At 59.4% G+C, this 16,079-nt stretch carries 10 protein-coding genes; all 10 read right to left on the reverse strand.

What is annotated here, in order from left to right:
• Positions 1-5: 5 nt before the first annotated feature.
• The 10 genes from algG to CFE47_RS08865 all read right to left on the reverse strand — a co-directional run bounded on the left by algG (position 6) and on the right by CFE47_RS08865 (position 15,943).
• Entirely contained in the window at positions 6-1,595 is a 1,590-nt protein-coding gene (gene algG, locus CFE47_RS08820) for a mannuronan 5-epimerase AlgG (RefSeq protein WP_286836309.1), read from the reverse strand.
• Entirely contained in the window at positions 1,595-3,082 is a 1,488-nt protein-coding gene (locus CFE47_RS08825) for an alginate export family protein (protein WP_286836310.1), read from the reverse strand. Before CFE47_RS08825 ends, algG begins: the two co-directional genes overlap by 1 nt.
• Entirely contained in the window at positions 3,079-4,455 is a 1,377-nt protein-coding gene (gene algK / locus CFE47_RS08830) for an alginate biosynthesis TPR repeat lipoprotein AlgK (protein ID WP_286836311.1), read from the reverse strand. The genes CFE47_RS08825 and algK overlap by 4 nt, the downstream gene beginning before the upstream one ends.
• A 155-nt stretch (positions 4,456-4,610) precedes the next feature.
• Complete coding sequence (locus CFE47_RS08835) at positions 4,611-5,777, reverse strand: alginate biosynthesis protein Alg44 (protein WP_185708438.1); 1,167 nt, start codon at positions 5,775-5,777, stop codon at positions 4,611-4,613.
• 36 nt (positions 5,778-5,813) lie between these two features.
• Positions 5,814-7,295, reverse strand: a complete 1,482-nt coding sequence (alg8, locus tag CFE47_RS08840; RefSeq protein WP_164445076.1) for a mannuronan synthase — start codon at positions 7,293-7,295, stop codon at positions 5,814-5,816.
• 83 nt (positions 7,296-7,378) lie between these two features.
• Positions 7,379-8,695 carry a nucleotide sugar dehydrogenase gene (locus CFE47_RS08845; protein WP_286836312.1) on the reverse strand — a complete coding sequence of 439 codons (1,317 nt, stop codon included), beginning with the start codon at positions 8,693-8,695 and terminating at the stop codon, positions 7,379-7,381.
• An 875-nt stretch (positions 8,696-9,570) separates the two neighbouring features.
• Complete coding sequence (gene yaaA, locus CFE47_RS08850) at positions 9,571-10,350, reverse strand: peroxide stress protein YaaA (RefSeq protein WP_286836313.1); 780 nt, start codon at positions 10,348-10,350, stop codon at positions 9,571-9,573.
• A gap of 317 nt (positions 10,351-10,667) precedes the next feature.
• Positions 10,668-13,481 carry a DotU family type IV/VI secretion system protein gene (locus CFE47_RS08855; protein WP_286836314.1) on the reverse strand — a complete coding sequence of 938 codons (2,814 nt, stop codon included), beginning with the start codon at positions 13,479-13,481 and terminating at the stop codon, positions 10,668-10,670.
• 52 nt (positions 13,482-13,533) lie between these two features.
• Positions 13,534-13,962, reverse strand: a complete 429-nt coding sequence (locus tag CFE47_RS08860) for a DcrB-related protein (protein ID WP_286836315.1) — start codon at positions 13,960-13,962, stop codon at positions 13,534-13,536.
• A 49-nt stretch (positions 13,963-14,011) separates the two neighbouring features.
• Entirely contained in the window at positions 14,012-15,943 is a 1,932-nt protein-coding gene (locus CFE47_RS08865; protein ID WP_286836316.1) for a type VI secretion system Vgr family protein, read from the reverse strand.
• Between the last annotated feature and the right edge of the window lie 136 nt (positions 15,944-16,079).

Consider the following 16,079-nt stretch of genomic DNA (forward strand, 5'->3'; position numbering starts at 1 on the left):
CATCCTCAGTCCTGCATTTCGGTCTGGCGTTCGACAGGGTCGATCAGCACGGCTTTCTGCTGGCGCACCAGCAGGTCGAGAATCTCTTCCTGGCGATCACCCAGCACACCGTTGAAGCTGATGCCGCTGGATTTGGTCGGCGCCAGCATCGACACGCGGTACAGCTCCACGCTCAATGGCGAGTCGATGGACAGCGGCCCGCTGCCGTTACCCGCCAGTTCACCGCCGACCACAATCAGCGACACCTGGGCGTCGAACGGGTCGAGGGCGATGTCACGGTCGGTGTCGGTCAAATCCTTGATGTGGCCGTAGAGACCGGTCAGGCCGTTGGCCATCGAGGTGTTCTCGTACAGCTTGATGTTCACGCTGTTACGCACGCGGATGCCGTGGCGACGGTTGGCAATCACCTTGTTGCCCCACAGCAGGTTGTCGCCGCTCTCATAGAGCGTGATGCCGTCGGTGTGGTTGCGGTAGATCTCGTTGTCGGCGATCAGGTTGTTCACGCTGTTACGGTCGATCACCAGGCCCGAGAGCTTGTTGTCGTAGCTGCGGTTGTTGAAGATGAAGCTGTCGTTCACTTCCCGGGAAATGATGATGCCGTGCTTCTTCTTGGTGCCGTAGACGGTGTTGTCCGCGATGATCAAACCGTGGGAACGGTCATGGGGGTCAATGCCGTAGACGATGTTGTCTTTGTAGGTATTGCCCTTGAGCACAAAGCCCGTGGTCTCGTAGCAGTAGAAGCCGTACCACATGTCCGAGAACTCGGAGTCGATGATCCAACCGGTCGGTTCCGCGCGCTTGAGCACCTTGGCCATGTTCGGCGTGTACTGGGAAATACTCACCCCGTACGACTTACTGTTGGCGTAACCGAAACTGGCCATCTTGCTGTTGGCGACGTAGGTTTCGGTACCGCCCCAAGCCAGCAGGAACGGACGGAATTCCTTGGGCGACTTGAACAGCGCCGGGCCGTTGGCTTTTTCGCTCCAGCCGGTGATCTTGGTGTCGCGCACAAACAGCTGGCCGTCGTTGATCAGGAACGAACCGGCTTCCTGGGACAGGCGCAACTCCTGGGTCTTCTTGTCGATTTCCAGGATGCCTTTGCGCCCCACCACAATCGGCAGTTTGGCGAGGAACACACCGGGCGACGTTTCGCTGAAGTACTGCTTGGGCACCTTGCCCAGCAGGTCCTTGAGGTTCATGTAGCCGTCGTCGACAAAGATTGCCTGGGGAATGCCATGCTGGCGCACCACCCATTCGGCCATCTTGTTGTCACCGCCGATAAAGTCCTTGAGGGCGTCTTCCTGCATCATGCGACGGATGCTGATTTTGCCGGGCTTGGACTTGACGATTTTCTTTTCCATCGCCGCGACGGTGTAGCCCGACAGGTCTGGCAGGGCCGGCTTGGCCATTTCCAGCGGCGCGGTGGGCGGGCTGGAAATGGTGTAGGTCTTGGCCTGTTGCAGCTCTTTGGCGATGGTCGGCGCCTTCACCGCCGCACCGTCGGCAAAGGCCGAAGTGCTGGCGAGCAGCATGGCTGCGACCAGCAGGCTGACCGAGCCTTTGAGGGCTTGAGGGTTCATCGCGCAGGCTCCCATCAGAATTTCCAGATCACGTCGACAAACGCGCGATGCATGTACGAGTCAACCTGGCTGCCATAGGCGTCGCCCGGTTTGAACACACCTGCACGGAAACGCACCAGGGCCGACGGTTCGTCGATCGACTGGCTGAGCGCCGCCGGCAACAGGCCTTTCTCGAAGTACTTGGTGACCACCAGGTCCATCTCTTGGCCCAGGTCTTTCTTGCCATCTTCAAGCGGCAGGGACGTGCTGGACACAATCGCGCCGGTCACGTCATCGGTGTTGTTCTGCACGGCATCGATGCCGTTGCTGCCCACTGGCTTGTTGCCGTCGACGCGCCAGAACTTGTGGTACACCAGGCTGGCGTCGTAGTCCTCGCGCAGCTGCCAGGAACCGAACAGGCTCATGGACTGCATGTTGTTCATCTCGCCGCGAAACGCTTCGCCGAAGCGGTGTACGCGGGACTGGGTGCCGGTCCAGTTCGAGCGGTTGCTTTGCAAGCCGTTCTGCTCGTACTCGGCGCTGGCGCGCGAATAGGCCGCGCCCACTTGCCACTGCGGGTCCAGACGCAGGCGGATACCCAGGTCGGTGGCCCAGCCGCTTACGTCATCGCTGCGCTTGGCTTGGGCCGGGCGGCTGCCGTCGGCGGTCAAGGCGTTGACCTTGTCGCGATCACCGCGCATGCCGGTGATGCTTGCCCAGTAGTTGACGGTGTTGGTGTTGCGCCAGTTGTAGGCGTCGCTGTTGGCTTCGATACCGAGCCAGGACAGGTCGCCGTTCTCGCGTTTGTCCAATGAGTCGGTCGGTACACCCGGCTCCGGATAGTCGAGCTTGCCGTTGTCATGGGTGTGGTGGCCGCGCAGGCCGATCCACTGGCCGGGCGTCCACTGGTAGGCGGCGTCGGCGTAGAGGTGCTGGCGGTCCTTGTCGACCGGGGCCAGTTCCTTGAGGTCGGTGCGGTATTCGCTGAAACGTTCGGCGACGCCCACGTTGGCTTTGAGCAAGGTGGTGTCGAAGGTCCAGTTCAGCGCTTCGATATTGGTGTCGCGCCACTGGCCGTCGTCATTGCGCAGGCGTTGGCGACCGAGCTTGAGGATCTCGCCGGGGTAGGGCGTGAAGCCGCTGTAGCCGACCCAGAACTCACGCATGGCCAAATAGTTTTTCTTGGCCTTGCGGTCGCTGTTGCTGGTTTGCTGGTTCTCGTCATCGGCCGACTGTTGCAGGGGGTCGGTCTCGATGATGTCGCTCGATACCACGGCCTGGCCCATGGCGTAGGCGCTCCACGCGCCGCTTTCACCGTAGATCCAAGGACGCAGGTCGAGGCCGATACCGTTGACGTCACCGCCTTTCTGGGTGCCGAGGTCGCGGTCATCTTCGGACTGGGCGGTGGCTTTCACTTCCAGGCCGAAGTTCTTGGCTTCGGTCAGCGCGGCCAGGGTCGGGCACGACCACAGCAGGGCGAAGGTCAGGCCAATGCCGGCCTTGACGAATGGATTGAGCTTCATAGGGATTCCTCGCCGTCTTCTTCATCCAGGGCGTGCAGTTGCAACGTGCTCTGGGCCAAGGTGCCGCGGGTCGCCAGCTCTTGTTGCACCAGGCGTTGGCCTTGGGTGCGTTGCTCCGGTGTCAGCGGGGCTTCAAGTTGAGTGGCCAAGTCGTTGGCCTCTGGCGTGTCCTGGGCTTTAGCCAACTGGCTGAAGACATAGGCGTTCAATGGGTCGGGCTTGGTGCCCTTGCCTTGGGAAAACAACTGGGCGATAGCAAAGTCGGCGCTGTTCTGGCCGTTGCGCGCAGCGGTCAGCAAGTGGTCCAGGGCTTTTTGCGGATAGACCTTGCCCAGGTAGCCACGGCGGTAGATCTGGCCGAGGTAGTAATCGGCGGCCACTTCACGGCCGACGGCTTTTTCGAAATGTGCTTCGGCGGCCTTGGCGTCCGCCGGTACCCACTTGCCTTCGTAGTAGAGCTTGCCCAGCAACAGCTCGGCGCGCGGTTGGTCGGCGGCGCGGCCGTTGTCCAGGTACTTCATCATCTGGTCGACGTCGCCCAGTTCCGGGAAGTCGTAGAGCAGTTGCGCCAGGCTGACCCAGGACGCGGGGTAGCCCGGGGCGATTTTTTCCAGCAGCGCCTGGGCGGTTTTTTCGTCCGGTTGGCCGAGAGTGGCATCGCCCAGTACGCGAGCAACACTGTCGACACGTTGTGCGGTGACGGTTCCACGGCTGTAGCCGGCTTCCATCTGCTTGAGCAGCTCGGCTTGTTTCTCGGGTTCGGCCTTTTTCTGGTAGACCGTGGCCAGTTCGACGTAGCAGATATCGGTGGTGTTCAGCGCGGCCTTGCAGATGCGTTCCACATCATCCAAATGCTGGTCGTACGTGCCTTGGGTGCGATACAGCAGCACTTGGGCCAGACCCGCTTCCGGGTAACCCGCCGTTTGCCACTGGCTGATCTGCTGCTGGGCGTTCACGTTCGGGAAGCTGTGCGGGTATTGCAGGTACAGCATCGCCAGCGGGATCAGGGTATTGCCTTCGCCATTGGCAAAAGCTTTTTTCAGCAGGCCTTCGGCTTCGTGGTGCTCGGCTTCGGTGCTGCCGGGTTTGGCCACCAGCAGGCGACCGAGTCGGGCCTGGGCGCGGGGCGACGTATCAGCCGCCGCCCGGTAAGTGGCTTCAGCCTGTTTGATTTGCGCCGGATCGCGAGTGCCTACCTGGATATCGGCCAGGCCCACTTGGGCCTCGCTGTAGCCCAGGTCTGCCAGTTGCTGGTAATTCTGCTGGGCGGTGACGGTGTCGCCACGTTTCAGCGCTTCGTTGGCCAGGCGTTGGTCGGGTAGACCGGCGCAACCGGCAAGGCTGACTGCCAGTGCCAGAGCACAGCAGGCCATGGCTGAGTGAGATCTGCTTTGTGTGGGAGCTGGCTTGCCTGCGATGCGGGCACCTCGGTGTTGCAGGTGTACCGAGTGGATGCTATCGCGGGCAAGCCCGGCTCCCACATTGGCCGGTGTTGTTGTTGAAATAGGGTTCACAGGCATGTCCTCGCTTACAGACCGTTGGCCATGGCTTTGTCGATCAGCCAGTTCAGCGAGGGGCCACGGTCGCTGGTCACTTCTACCGGGCGGCCGGCGTAGGTGCTGTCCAGCGGTGCGTCAGGCTTGATCTGCACGCGGATGTCGGAGGACAGGTCGGCGCTGTTCAGGCTGGTGCTGCTGACGATGGTGCCGGTGCGGGTCTGCTCTTCGTCGGCCACCTGGAAGCTCACCGGCGTACCTGGTCGAACATCGGCGAACTGGCGATAGGTGAAGCGCGCCTCCACATTGGCCAGGCTGCCACGGGGTACCAGTTGGAAGATCACGTCGCCTTTGTTGGCGTATTGACCGTCGGCGACCATTTGCTGGGCCACCACGCAATCGCACGGCGAAGTCAGGGTGCCGGTCATTTGCTTGCCGAACAGTTCTTCAACCTTGGCCGGTTGCAGCTGGTCTTCGTCCAGGTGGCCCTTGAGCACATCCAGCATGCTGGTGCTGAACGTCGCCAGTGGTGCGCCTTTGGCGGCAATCCCATCACCCTTCAGCAGGCTTTGCACGGTGCCATCGCGCGGCATGGTGACGTTCATGCCGGGCACGCTCACCAAACCGGCCTGGGCGTGGCTGACGAAGTACATGCCGTACACCGATTTGAAGACGAAACCGAACGCCGCCAAGCCGACGATAAAAATGCCGGCGCTGAACGTCACCGCACGCAGGCGACCGAAGGCGGTCATGCCGCTGCCGCTGTCCTTGACCTTGCGCGCCTTGGTGAAGTTGTCGCGTTGCAGGGTCGCCAGCACGTCGCCCATGGTCACGATGTCACCGGACAGGTGCGAGGTGATCAGGTGGCGCAGGGTGGAAATATCTTGCTGCTCCAGGTTCTGGAACTGGCAACCGGCACGACCGGTCTGGCGGTCGTAGGAGCGGATTTGCAGCTCGACGTCCATGGCCAGGCCGAGGTTATCGATCACAAACTGCAGGCGGCCCTTGTGCACTTCGCCGACGGTCAACGGCTGGGTGGAGGTGAATGCCAGGCCGCCGGCGGACAGGTCGATCACCCGGGCTTCGGTCGGTGTGCGGTCAGTGTTGAAAAAGCGCAGCTTGGCCGGGATTTTGACCCGGGCATGTTGGCGCTGGGCTTCGGATTCGTGGACAACGTTGACGTTTGCTTGGCTATTCATCAGGTGTATTCCTAAGTTAATTCAGGCTTGGCAGGTTCAGACCATCATCAGCAAAACGGCGACGAAGATGCTGCCGGCGGAGAAGGTCATGGTCCGAGACGACCAGGTGTTGAACCAACGTTGAAAGCTGGCCAAATCGCGGGTCAGTTTGGTGTCCTGGCGGGTCCAGGACTGTTGATCAAGGCGGAAGAACACGTAGATCTTCACCAGCGCGCCCATGATCTGGTTGTAATAGAGAATCACCGGGTAAGCCGGGCCGATCTTGTGGCCGGAGCACGACAGCAACAGGGTGAGAATCAAGCGAGTGATGCCGATCCACAGCAGGTACGCGAGGATGAACGCGCCGCCGTACTTGAAGGTGGCAATGATCGCGACCGTCAGGCCGAGCAACGACGTCCACATCGACACACGCTGGTCGAACAGCACCACGCTGGTGAACAAGCCGAGGCGACGCACACCCAGGCCCAGCGCACGGGAGTTCTGGCGCAGGTTGTTGCCGTACCAGCGGAACATCAGCTTGCGGCTGGCCTTGATAAAGCTTTTTTCCGGCGGGTGTTCCACGGTGTTGATCGCGGCATCGGGCACGTAGAAGGTGTCGTAGCCCAGGCGCATCAGGCTGAACCAGCTGGACTTGTCGTCGCCGGTCAAAAACTTGAAGCGGCCCAGGCGCCAGTGTTGCAGCGAGTCGCTTTCCACGTCGGCGATAAAGCCCGGGTCGGTCACTACGCTGGCACGGAACACCGACATACGGCCGGTCATGGTCAGCACGCGCTTGGACAGGGCCATCGAGCACATGTTGATGTGGCGTTGGGCAAAGCGCAGTTTGTGCCACTCGCTCATGATGTAGCCGCCACGCACTTCGCAGAACTCGTTGGTGGTCAGGCCGCCGACATTGCCGAACAGCTGGAACCACGGCACGGTCTTGCGCACGACGCCTTCGGCCAGCACGGTGTCGCCATCGATCACGGCCACCACGGCGCGGTCATCCGGCAGGTGGCGGGAGATGGCGCGGAAACCGAAGGCCAGGCCGTCGCGTTTGCCGGTACCGGCGATACGCACGAAGTCGAGCTTCACGTGCTCCGGTGGGTTCATGCGTTCCCACAGGCTTTTCACCAGCAGCTCATCGGACATTTCCACCAGCGAGCACACCACGGTGGTAGGGAAACCACATTCGATGGCTTCGCGAATCACCGAGCTGTAGACCTGTGCGGTGGTCAGCGCATCGATGCGGAAACTGGTGACCATCAGAAACACATGGGACGGGTCGGCGGCCTTGCCCAACTTGCGCACTTTGCGGCGCAGGTGCGGGTAGACCACGTACAGGAACAGCATGCCGCGAAAGAAATGCGTAGCACCCATCGAGTAGCGCCAGATACCCACGGCGCCAATCAGGAAAATAAAATTCTTCGACTCGGAGTCGAACGTACTCGCCGGCAGCAGCAGGGCGAGTCCCATCAGCAGGCTGAGAAAAAACAACCAGCCGGCAGATTGCAGTAGTACATGTTTTAACTTGGACATGAGCGTCATCCGAAGGTGGTGAAGGCTTCAGGCGACGGGCGCTGGGGATGGAAACGCACGCCGCCTGAAACTTGCCGTTGCTGTTACCAGCAAATGCCTTCGGTACGACCGGTCGCACAGGTGGCCTTGGCCATGAAGCCCACCAGGTCGATCACTTGCTTGCCGTGCGGTGCGTTCTGCGCCAGGGCGCGGAATTTCTCGTCACGGTTGCCGAGGATGATCACGTCGGAGTTGTTGATCACCTCATCGAAGTCCGAGTTGAGCAGGGACGACACGTGGGGAATCTTGCCTTCGATGTAGTCCTTGTTCGCACCGTGGACACGGGCGTACTCGACGTTGCTGTCGTAGATACTCAGGTCGAAGCCTTTGCCGATCAGCATTTCGGCAAGCTCTACCAGCGGGCTTTCACGCAGGTCGTCGGTGCCGGCCTTGAAGCTCAAGCCCAGCAGGGCGACTTTGCGCTTGTCGTGGCTGTTGACGATGTCGAAAGCGTTTTGTACCTGGGACTCGTTGCTGCGCATCAGCGAGTTGAGCAGCGGGGCTTCTACGTCCAGGGAACCGGCGCGGTAGGTGAGGGCACGCACGTCCTTTGGCAGGCAGGAGCCACCGAAAGCGAAGCCTGGGCGCATGTAGTACTGGGACAGGTTGAGGGTCTTGTCCTGGCACACCACGTCCATCACTTCGCGACCATCGACGCCGACGGCCTTGGCGATGTTGCCGATTTCGTTGGCGAAGGTGACTTTGGTGGCGTGCCACACGTTGCAGGTGTACTTGATCATTTCGGCAACGGCGATGTCCTTGCGGATGATCGGCGCATCGAGCTCTTCGTACAGCGACTGCAAGACATCGCCGGAGGCTTTGTCGAACTCGCCGATGACAGTCATCGGTGGCAGGTCGTAGTCGGCGATGGCGGTGGATTCACGCAGGAATTCCGGGTTGACCGCGACGCCGAAGTCGACGCCGGCTTTTTTGCCTGAGCAGTCTTCGAGGATTGGGATCACCACATTGGCGACAGTGCCTGGCAGTACGGTGCTGCGCACGACGACGGTGTGGCGGGTGGCTTTGTCACGCAGGACAAAACCGATCTCGCGGCACACGGCTTCGATGTAATCGAGTTCCAGGTCGCCGTTTTTCTTGCTCGGCGTGCCGACGCAGATCATCGACAGGTCAGTATCGCGGATGGCTTCGGCGAAGTTGGTAGTGCCGCGCAGGCGACCGGTTTCGATCCCCTTGCTCAACAGCTCGCCCAGGCCTGGTTCAACGATCGGCGATTTACCGGCATTGATCAGGTCGATCTTGTCCTTGGAGATGTCTACGCCGACCACTTCGTGGCCACGGGCAGACAGGCAACCGGCACAGACTGCGCCAACGTAACCTAGACCAAATATGCTGATGCGCATCGCATTTACCTCTTTAATAATCACGCCACTAAATGGCCGGAGTTCATGTTTGCAAGCGTCACTGATGCCACGAAAGTTGGGCGAATAGACGCCGACTTACCGCGTACAGGCATGTTGAATAACGAGTGACTAACTATTGCACTCAAGTTGTGCGCAACTTGGCCTTGTTATTGGGGCTTGCCCTCAAATGCAGCCGGCCTTCTGTGGAGAAGGTCCCGACGCCAGTGCCGCAAGGCGCAGATAGAGGCATAAAGCCCTTTTTTATCAACGTCTTGGGTGTCATCACTGACACATTTGGGTAAGCGCTGCCTTGGCCTATAGGGGATAGCAATTGATCCTTATCGCCGCCCTCAACTCATATCAGTTGATAATGTGACCCGTGAGTCGAAGTTGATGGGGCAACTTCGCTACTTCCTTGGGCCGCTGTGTAAGTTATCTCCTACAGAAACAGAGAATTTCGTTACCGGTGGTATGAGCCATGGGTTTAGGCGAAGTTCCGGGCCGCTCATCCTGTTTCCAGAAATTTCTTGAAATATTAGAAAAGATGGCACTAGTACTATATTGATAGCACTTGCTATTTGGGCCTGTAGTTATGGGGAGTTGGTGCGGGGGGATAGTTTTGTGCCACTAGTGTTTGAAAAAAGTGGTGCCACTACGAAAAAAAATCGGAAATGTCGAGTGAAAGAATCGTTAGGAATGCGTCAAGATATTTTTTGACGTCAAATTAATGACTATTTCGATGCTGAAATGCAGACAAAAATGTGGGAGCGGGCTTGCCTGCGATAGCGGTGGGTCAGTTGGCACATCGGCTACTGATACACCGCTATCGCAGGCAAGCCAGCTCCCACCTTTGAACACCTGCGCTGGCGAAAGCCTTATTCCGGTGCGTGATCGCGCAAAAACACCAGGTTATCCGGCTTGGACTGCTCTGCATTGAAGCGATAGCCCTGCACATCAAACGCCTTGAGCTTGGCCGGGTCGTTGATGCGTTCTTCAATCACAAAGCGGCTCATCATTCCCCGCGCCTTCTTGGCGTAGAAGCTGATGATCTTGTACTGGCCGTTCTTCAAGTCCTTGAACTCGGTGTTGATGATCCGTGCGTTCAGCGCGGTGCGCTTGACCGCCGAGAAGTACTCGTTGGAGGCCAGGTTCAGCAGCACGTCGTCGCCTTGCTCGGCCAGGGCTTCATTCAGCCATTCGCTGATCCGCGTTCCCCAGAAGGCGTACAGGTCTTTGCCACGGGCGTTGGCCAGCTTGGTGCCCATCTCCAGGCGGTACGGCATCATCAGGTCCAAGGGGCGCAGCAAACCGTACAGGCCGGAGAGCATGCGCAAGTGGTCCTGGGCGTAGGTGAAGTCGGCATCGCTGAAGGTTTCGGCGTTGAGGCCGGTGTACACATCGCCCTTGAACGCCAGCAGCGCCTGCTTGGCATTGGCCGGGGTGAACGCCGGGTTCCAACTGCCGAAGCGGGCTGCGTTGAGGCCGCCGATCTTGTCGGATACGTGCATCAACTCGCTGATTTGCGCCGGGCTGAGCTCGCGCAATTGCTCGATCAGCTCCTGGGAATGGTCCAGGTACTGCGGCTGGGTAAAGCGCTCGGTGGCAGGCGCAGTCTCGAAATCGAGGGTCTTGGCGGGGGAAATCACCATCAGCATGAAGTCGTCTCCTTAAATCGTGGACGGGATTCTAGGGGCTTGGGCGTTTTGACTCCACCTATGATGGCGATAGGTGCCTGTGAGTGCTGGCTAAATGACCAAAGTGTCTCGTGGCATGGGCCAGCAGAGTAAGAGCATCCAGGAAATGGATTAGAGGTTGAGAACCCGCTTCAGAGACACCAGCACTTGCTGGGTGGCACGACGTTGGTCAGCGGGTCGGTCAGGTGCTTGGGCGTTTCACCCCGCAGCGGGCGCAGCAGGGCGTGAAGTTGGGTGATGATCTTCTGTACTTCGTCATCGCTATTGTCGTGGGCGCCCTATTTGCGCTTTAGGCAGGAGACCAGGCACTGGTACATGAGCTCCAGCACATGCTGGTACCGGGCCGCTTCGGGGATCATGTTGTTCATGACGGTGAAGAATTTTTCGCCGCCTTGGGTTTCGCCATGGAATTGGCTGGGCAACGAACGCTCGCTCCAACTTGAGAGCCTGCCCCACGTGGTTCTTATGACTACCTCGTCCAGCAGCAGGCACAGGCTGTAAGAGTAGGTCTTGAGCATGCCGGCGTCGTAGCCGAACTCGACGGTATGGCCGAGGGCGTCAATCCGCTGGATCAGACGACCACTGCGGTCGTAACGCAGGCGGGTGATGCGCTGGGCCGGGTCGGTGTAGGCGATCAGTTGGCCGGCGGCGTCAATGTCGTAGCGGTCGATGCGCCCGTCGGGGCGCTCGCTTTCAATCAGGTAGCCGCGGGGGTCATAGCGATAGTGAGTGTGCTCGCCGCGGGCATTGACGGTTTCGCACAGGCGCCCGTCGGTATCGTAGTGGTACAGCGTTTGCGCATTGGAACAATCGCGGTAACTGAGCAATTGGCCGTGTAGGTTCCAGCTCAGGTACTTGGTCTTGTCCAGCGTGTCGGTGACACGTACCACTCGGCCTTCGGGGTCGTATTGGTAGTGAGTCTTGCGGCCCAGCGGATCCGCTTCCCAGAGCAGGTTGCCCTGGGCATCGTAGCCGGAGCGGTACGTGCGCCCCGCACCGTCGGTGACTTCGATAGGTAGTGCCCAGTGCCGGAGATAGCGGATGTGTTCGCTACGCCCCAATGGATCGCGCGTCTCGATCAGGCGGCCAATATCATCGTAGCTGTAGCGCCATTCGCCACCCTGTGGATCGACGCTCTTCATCAATTGCCCGGCGATGATCTCCTCTTGCCAGCAGTTACCGAGGGGGTCGATGTGTTTGTAGATCTCGTAGAAGGGGCCCCAGTAGTAATGGTCTTGGCGACCGAGGCTGTCGGTGACGTGGGTTTCGCCGCGTTCCAGGTCGTATTTGAATCGATACTCTTCGCCGTCGCTGCCCCAGTGGCGGGTGACGCGCCATTCGTGATCGGGTTGTGGCTCCAATAGCGGCGGAAGTTGGTACCCGGTGCCATCTGCGCGCTTGGGTGTGGGGCGGTTCTCGGGGATGGTAAAGCATGCCCATTCGTACTCGCGGATGGCGCCACTGGCGATCTGGTGGCTGTTCAGATAGCCCTCAGCGGTGTACGTGAAGCGACGGACCACGTGGTCCGTCGCGTCCAACACTTCATGCAACTGGCCACTGCGTGTATAGCGATAGCTGGCCAGGGTCTTGTTGCGCTCAATGCTGATGCTGTCGCCTGCATGCAGGAATACGCGAGACACCTTGCCGACACGGTTTGTATGTTGTTGATCATAGTGGAGCTGTACGACGGTTTGGCTGTACTTGTCGACCAGGAAGTGCAGGCGGCCCTGTTTGTCGTACAGCATGTCGAGGACATTGAGGTTACGATCGCCCAAGCGAATCAGTCGCGAGCGTTGCGGGTTGTGCGGATCAGTCTGGAAGACCTGATAGCGCCCTTCGTAGATGTCCTCGACAACGGTCTGACCATCCTCCAACTGGAAGAAGGCCAAGCCATCTATGACGCTGACGAAGGCGTTGCCGGCTATGAGTTGTCCCAGTTCGAGGCGGTTGCCTGTCTCGTCGACGTAGATCCATAGCTCGCCGCCGTGGGGATGTTGAACACGGACGATTTGCACCTCATAGGGAACGCTCCAGCCCATGCCCAACAGTCCGTCGGTTCGGGAGTCGTTGCTGTCGTAGCTTCGGGCCCATTCGATGCCCAGCAACCCAGGGAGGCTGAAGTCAACGTCTTCTGTACCGCCGAGTACTTTGCTGCCGGTGGAAACAAGCACAGGATTGCCTACGCCTGGACAGATTACGGAGTTGTTTTCTTTTGCTCTTTGAGAGCGGCGAGAACGAACCGCCATTCTTCTGGATATAAGCAGTGCCGCAACAATCCCTACGATCTGCGCAGTCTTGCTTTTGCCATTGTGAATGTTTCGAACGGTCACCGTTGCGCCGCCAATACGCACATTGGGAGAGACGTTGGCGTTCACATCGATGGTGGCATCGCAGGTGGCTTTATCTCCCGAGCGTGCCGCAGGTCGACTATTGATCAGCACCTTGTCTGAGCCCTGTGCTATGTAGGTCTCAGGCATGGGCGGATGACGGGAGCATTTGATCTTGTCTTCTTCTTTGGGGGTGAACCCCGGCGCTGCTGGGGTCGTGACGGGAGGGTTGAAAATTTGATGAACTGTGTCAAAGAGGTCCTTGACCAACTTGAGGGGAGGAAATGCAAATCCCAAAGCGGTTTGGGCCATCGCACTTACGTTCTCCAGAACTGAAGGCTCTTCTCCTTTTGCCTCTTGGTCAGACCCATTGGGGGAGCTGATCGCCGCAGCGCGAGCAGCGGCTTTGCCGTTGATGAAGGTATTTTCGGAACCGCTTTCGATCTGGCCATACACCTTCGGTGACGACATGGCGTTGCCAACGGAGTCGCTGAAGTCGGAGATGGCATCACCGATGCTCCGGTCCTCTCCTACGGGCATCGAACTCATGGCACCCACCGCAACGCCTGCCGCCATCCCGATCACCACACCGAGCGCACCACCCGTGAATGCAGTGCCCACGACGGCAAGGCCAATAGCGGCAGTCACCGCCAACGCGGCTGCCGCATAGATGACAGTTTCCACTGCTGCGCTGATCAATTCAGCGAGCAGTGATGGGTGAAGAATGGCGTCACCCTGCCGGGCGGCGTGGACAATTTGTGCCATTGGCAAAACGCTCCTTGCTGATCGAGAACGGGTTTCTTAGGGGCGGTAACGTTCAGGAGAAGCGGAGCGTTTGCTTGATGGCGCGCCAGTGCGTGATGTCGCCGTCGCTGAATGGGCCTTGTTTGCTGTAGTTGAGAACCAGCATGCGTTGTTGCCCAGGAATCAGGCAGGCGACTTGCAGCTGAAAGTTTGATTTGTCTCCCGTCATGAACTGGACGGCCATTTCTCGGCCCTCCACTGACTGCTGGCTTCCCAAGTGAGTGACTTGTGCTGGTGTGATGCTCAATGCTTGGGTCTTGTTGCGCAGTTGATCCAGCTGGACAGTCAGTGCCTCGTCCAAGGTCTGGCGTTTATCAACAGGGCTGCGGGCAATCACCAACGTGGTATCTCGCGCTCGAAAGCGCAGGACGTTCAGAGTCGAGTCCTCGGGCGTTTCATCGGCAAAATTAAGGATTACATCGTGGGTCAGATAATCAGCCATTGCAGGGGTGTCCTTTTCTTTAATGGTTGGGTGATGGGAAAGGTGGCAGCTATTCGAAATGCCCATCGACACTGGCCTTTAACGCACCACCGTCTTGCCCATTCGCGCTAGCACTGGCCGTCCCACCTGCAAGGTTGAGGTCGAGATTCGCGCCCAGGGTGTTGATCTGGCCGGCCTGCATGCCAGTGATGTTGAAGTCCTCGCAGGTGATGTTCAGCTTCCCGTTTGCATGTAGCTCAATGAGCGTCTTGCCACACTTCAAACGGAGCGTGCCGCCTACTTCGATTTCGTATTCGCCGGCTACCGTGTCGTTCTTGCTGCCCCCCACTTTCAAGGTGTCGTTGGCCTTCACCACCCGCAAACGGGTGCGGCCGACGGTGATGGTCTCGTCCTGGCCAATTTGGCTGCTTCGGTTGGCACCAATCGATTGGCTCTGGTTATTTTTCACCACCGTGTTCTGGTCTTTCTCGGCATGGACAAACACTTCCTCCTGGCCCAGCTCATCCTCAAAACGCAGCTCATTGAAACCTTCACCCTTATGGGTGCGGCTTTTGATGGTCATCCGCGTCTTGTGTTTGGGCAGCGAGTAGGGCGGCAGATTGGTCTGGCGGTAGGCGGTCCCCGTGGCGATGGGCTGGTCGGGGTCGCCGTCCAGATAGCTGATCACTAATTCCTGACCCACCCGCGGGATGGCCATGGAGCCCCAGGTCGCCCCCGCCCAGCCCTGGGTGACGCGGATCCAGCACGAGCTGTGGTCGTTGTTTTTATCCGAACGGTCCCACGGAAACTGCACCTTGACCCGGCCCCATTCATCGCAATAAATCTCCTCGCCGGGAGGGCCAACCACCGTGGCGATTTGCGGGCCGTCGATGCACGGTTTGTCACGCATCGGCGCTTTCCAATCCGAGGTCCAGCGAATGGCGCTGGCTTTCAACGAGTAAGACGTACCAAGGCCACTGCCGAACGACTCTTCCTGCAAGCTGGTGTGCTGTTTGCCTTCGTGTCTGATGGCGATGGTGCGCCAACGGTCATTGAAGTCTTCACGCGGATGCTCGTTGAGGTCGAACGCCAGCCCCGGTTGCAGGCGCTCATCGTCGCCCTCCAGATGCGCCAACTTGGCGTCGTTGCGCAGCGCGGCCAGGCGCGTTTTGGTGAAGGGCTTGCCGGCGATGTCGCGTTTGTAGCGGCCTGGGTAGTCGTAGCGTTCGTAGTCCTTGTGCTGGTTGTTCAGGTCCTGATCGCCAGTGGCTTTGTGCTGCTGGTTGTAGCGCGGGTGGGTGAAGGTGTAGTCGCGCTGCACCTGCACGGCGGTGCGCACTTGTTCGGTATAGTGGAAGCGGTTCAGCGCCGGTTCCTTGGAGTCGCCGCCACCCATGGGCTGGTAGATCACCGGGCAATCGGTGTGGGTGCCGATGGTGCCGAGGCCGCCAACGCGGTCGGTGAGGATGAGGGTGTGGCCGTCGGCGCGGTGTTCGAAGGTGTAGAGCAGGCCTTCTTCGGCGGCGAGGCGGGCGATGAAGTCGAGGTCGGTTTCGCCGGCCTGTACGCAGTATTCGCGAGGTTGGTGCTCGAAGCAGATCTCGCTGCGGATGTCGGTCAGCTTTTGCTCGGCGAGCATGCTGGTGATGATGTCGGGTACGGTCTGGCCCTGGAAGATGCGCCAGTTGGAGCGCAGGTCGAAACGTTTCAGAGTCGGTTCAACTATGGCGGTGTAGCGGGTGCGGCGAAAGCCGGTGTCACCTTGCTGGAACAGGCTGACCAAACCGTGGACGTAGCGAACCGGGGTGTCATCGCGCCAGATCGTGAACACTGCCGCCAGGTCGAGCATGCGGTAGAAGTCGATGGCCTGGTGATGGCTGACGAGTTCGAGTTCCAGTTTGAACGGTTGGGATAGGCCTTCCTGAAGGGTAAATGAGACCACTTCGAAGGGATCGCCCCGCAGCGGTTCGAAGGTGTAACGCAGGTCGCTTTGACGGGGCATGGGGCTTCCTCTTCTCTCGACGCGGCTAGCGCGGTCCATCCATGTGGGGGACGCGATCTTAGGAAGCGCTAAGCAAGCCCTTCAATAGCTTGGAGGGAATCCAGAGGTCTCTTACCCGTGTGGGTGCAATGGATGT

This window comes from Pseudomonas sp. PGPPP1, from assembly GCF_002255865.1.
GTDB classification, from domain to species: domain Bacteria; phylum Pseudomonadota; class Gammaproteobacteria; order Pseudomonadales; family Pseudomonadaceae; genus Aquipseudomonas; species Aquipseudomonas cremoris.

Bases quoted from the DNA above. Each gene is read 5' to 3' on its own strand.
- yaaA (WP_286836313.1), bottom strand. From the start codon at position 10,350: ATGCTGATGGTGATTTCCCCCGCCAAGACCCTCGATTTCGAGACTGCG.
- CFE47_RS08825 (WP_286836310.1), bottom strand. From the start codon at position 3,082: ATGAAGCTCAATCCATTCGTCAAGGCCGGCATTGGCCTGACCTTCGCC.
- CFE47_RS08860 (WP_286836315.1), bottom strand. From the start codon at position 13,962: ATGGCTGATTATCTGACCCACGATGTAATCCTTAATTTTGCCGATGAA.
- CFE47_RS08865 (WP_286836316.1), bottom strand. From the start codon at position 15,943: ATGCCCCGTCAAAGCGACCTGCGTTACACCTTCGAACCGCTGCGGGGC.
- CFE47_RS08855 (WP_286836314.1), bottom strand. From the start codon at position 13,481: ATGGCACAAATTGTCCACGCCGCCCGGCAGGGTGACGCCATTCTTCAC.
- alg8 (WP_164445076.1), bottom strand. From the start codon at position 7,295: ATGTCCAAGTTAAAACATGTACTACTGCAATCTGCCGGCTGGTTGTTT.
- algK (WP_286836311.1), bottom strand. From the start codon at position 4,455: ATGGCCTGCTGTGCTCTGGCACTGGCAGTCAGCCTTGCCGGTTGCGCC.
- CFE47_RS08835 (WP_185708438.1), bottom strand. From the start codon at position 5,777: ATGAATAGCCAAGCAAACGTCAACGTTGTCCACGAATCCGAAGCCCAG.
- CFE47_RS08845 (WP_286836312.1), bottom strand. From the start codon at position 8,695: ATGCGCATCAGCATATTTGGTCTAGGTTACGTTGGCGCAGTCTGTGCC.
- algG (WP_286836309.1), bottom strand. From the start codon at position 1,595: ATGGGAGCCTGCGCGATGAACCCTCAAGCCCTCAAAGGCTCGGTCAGC.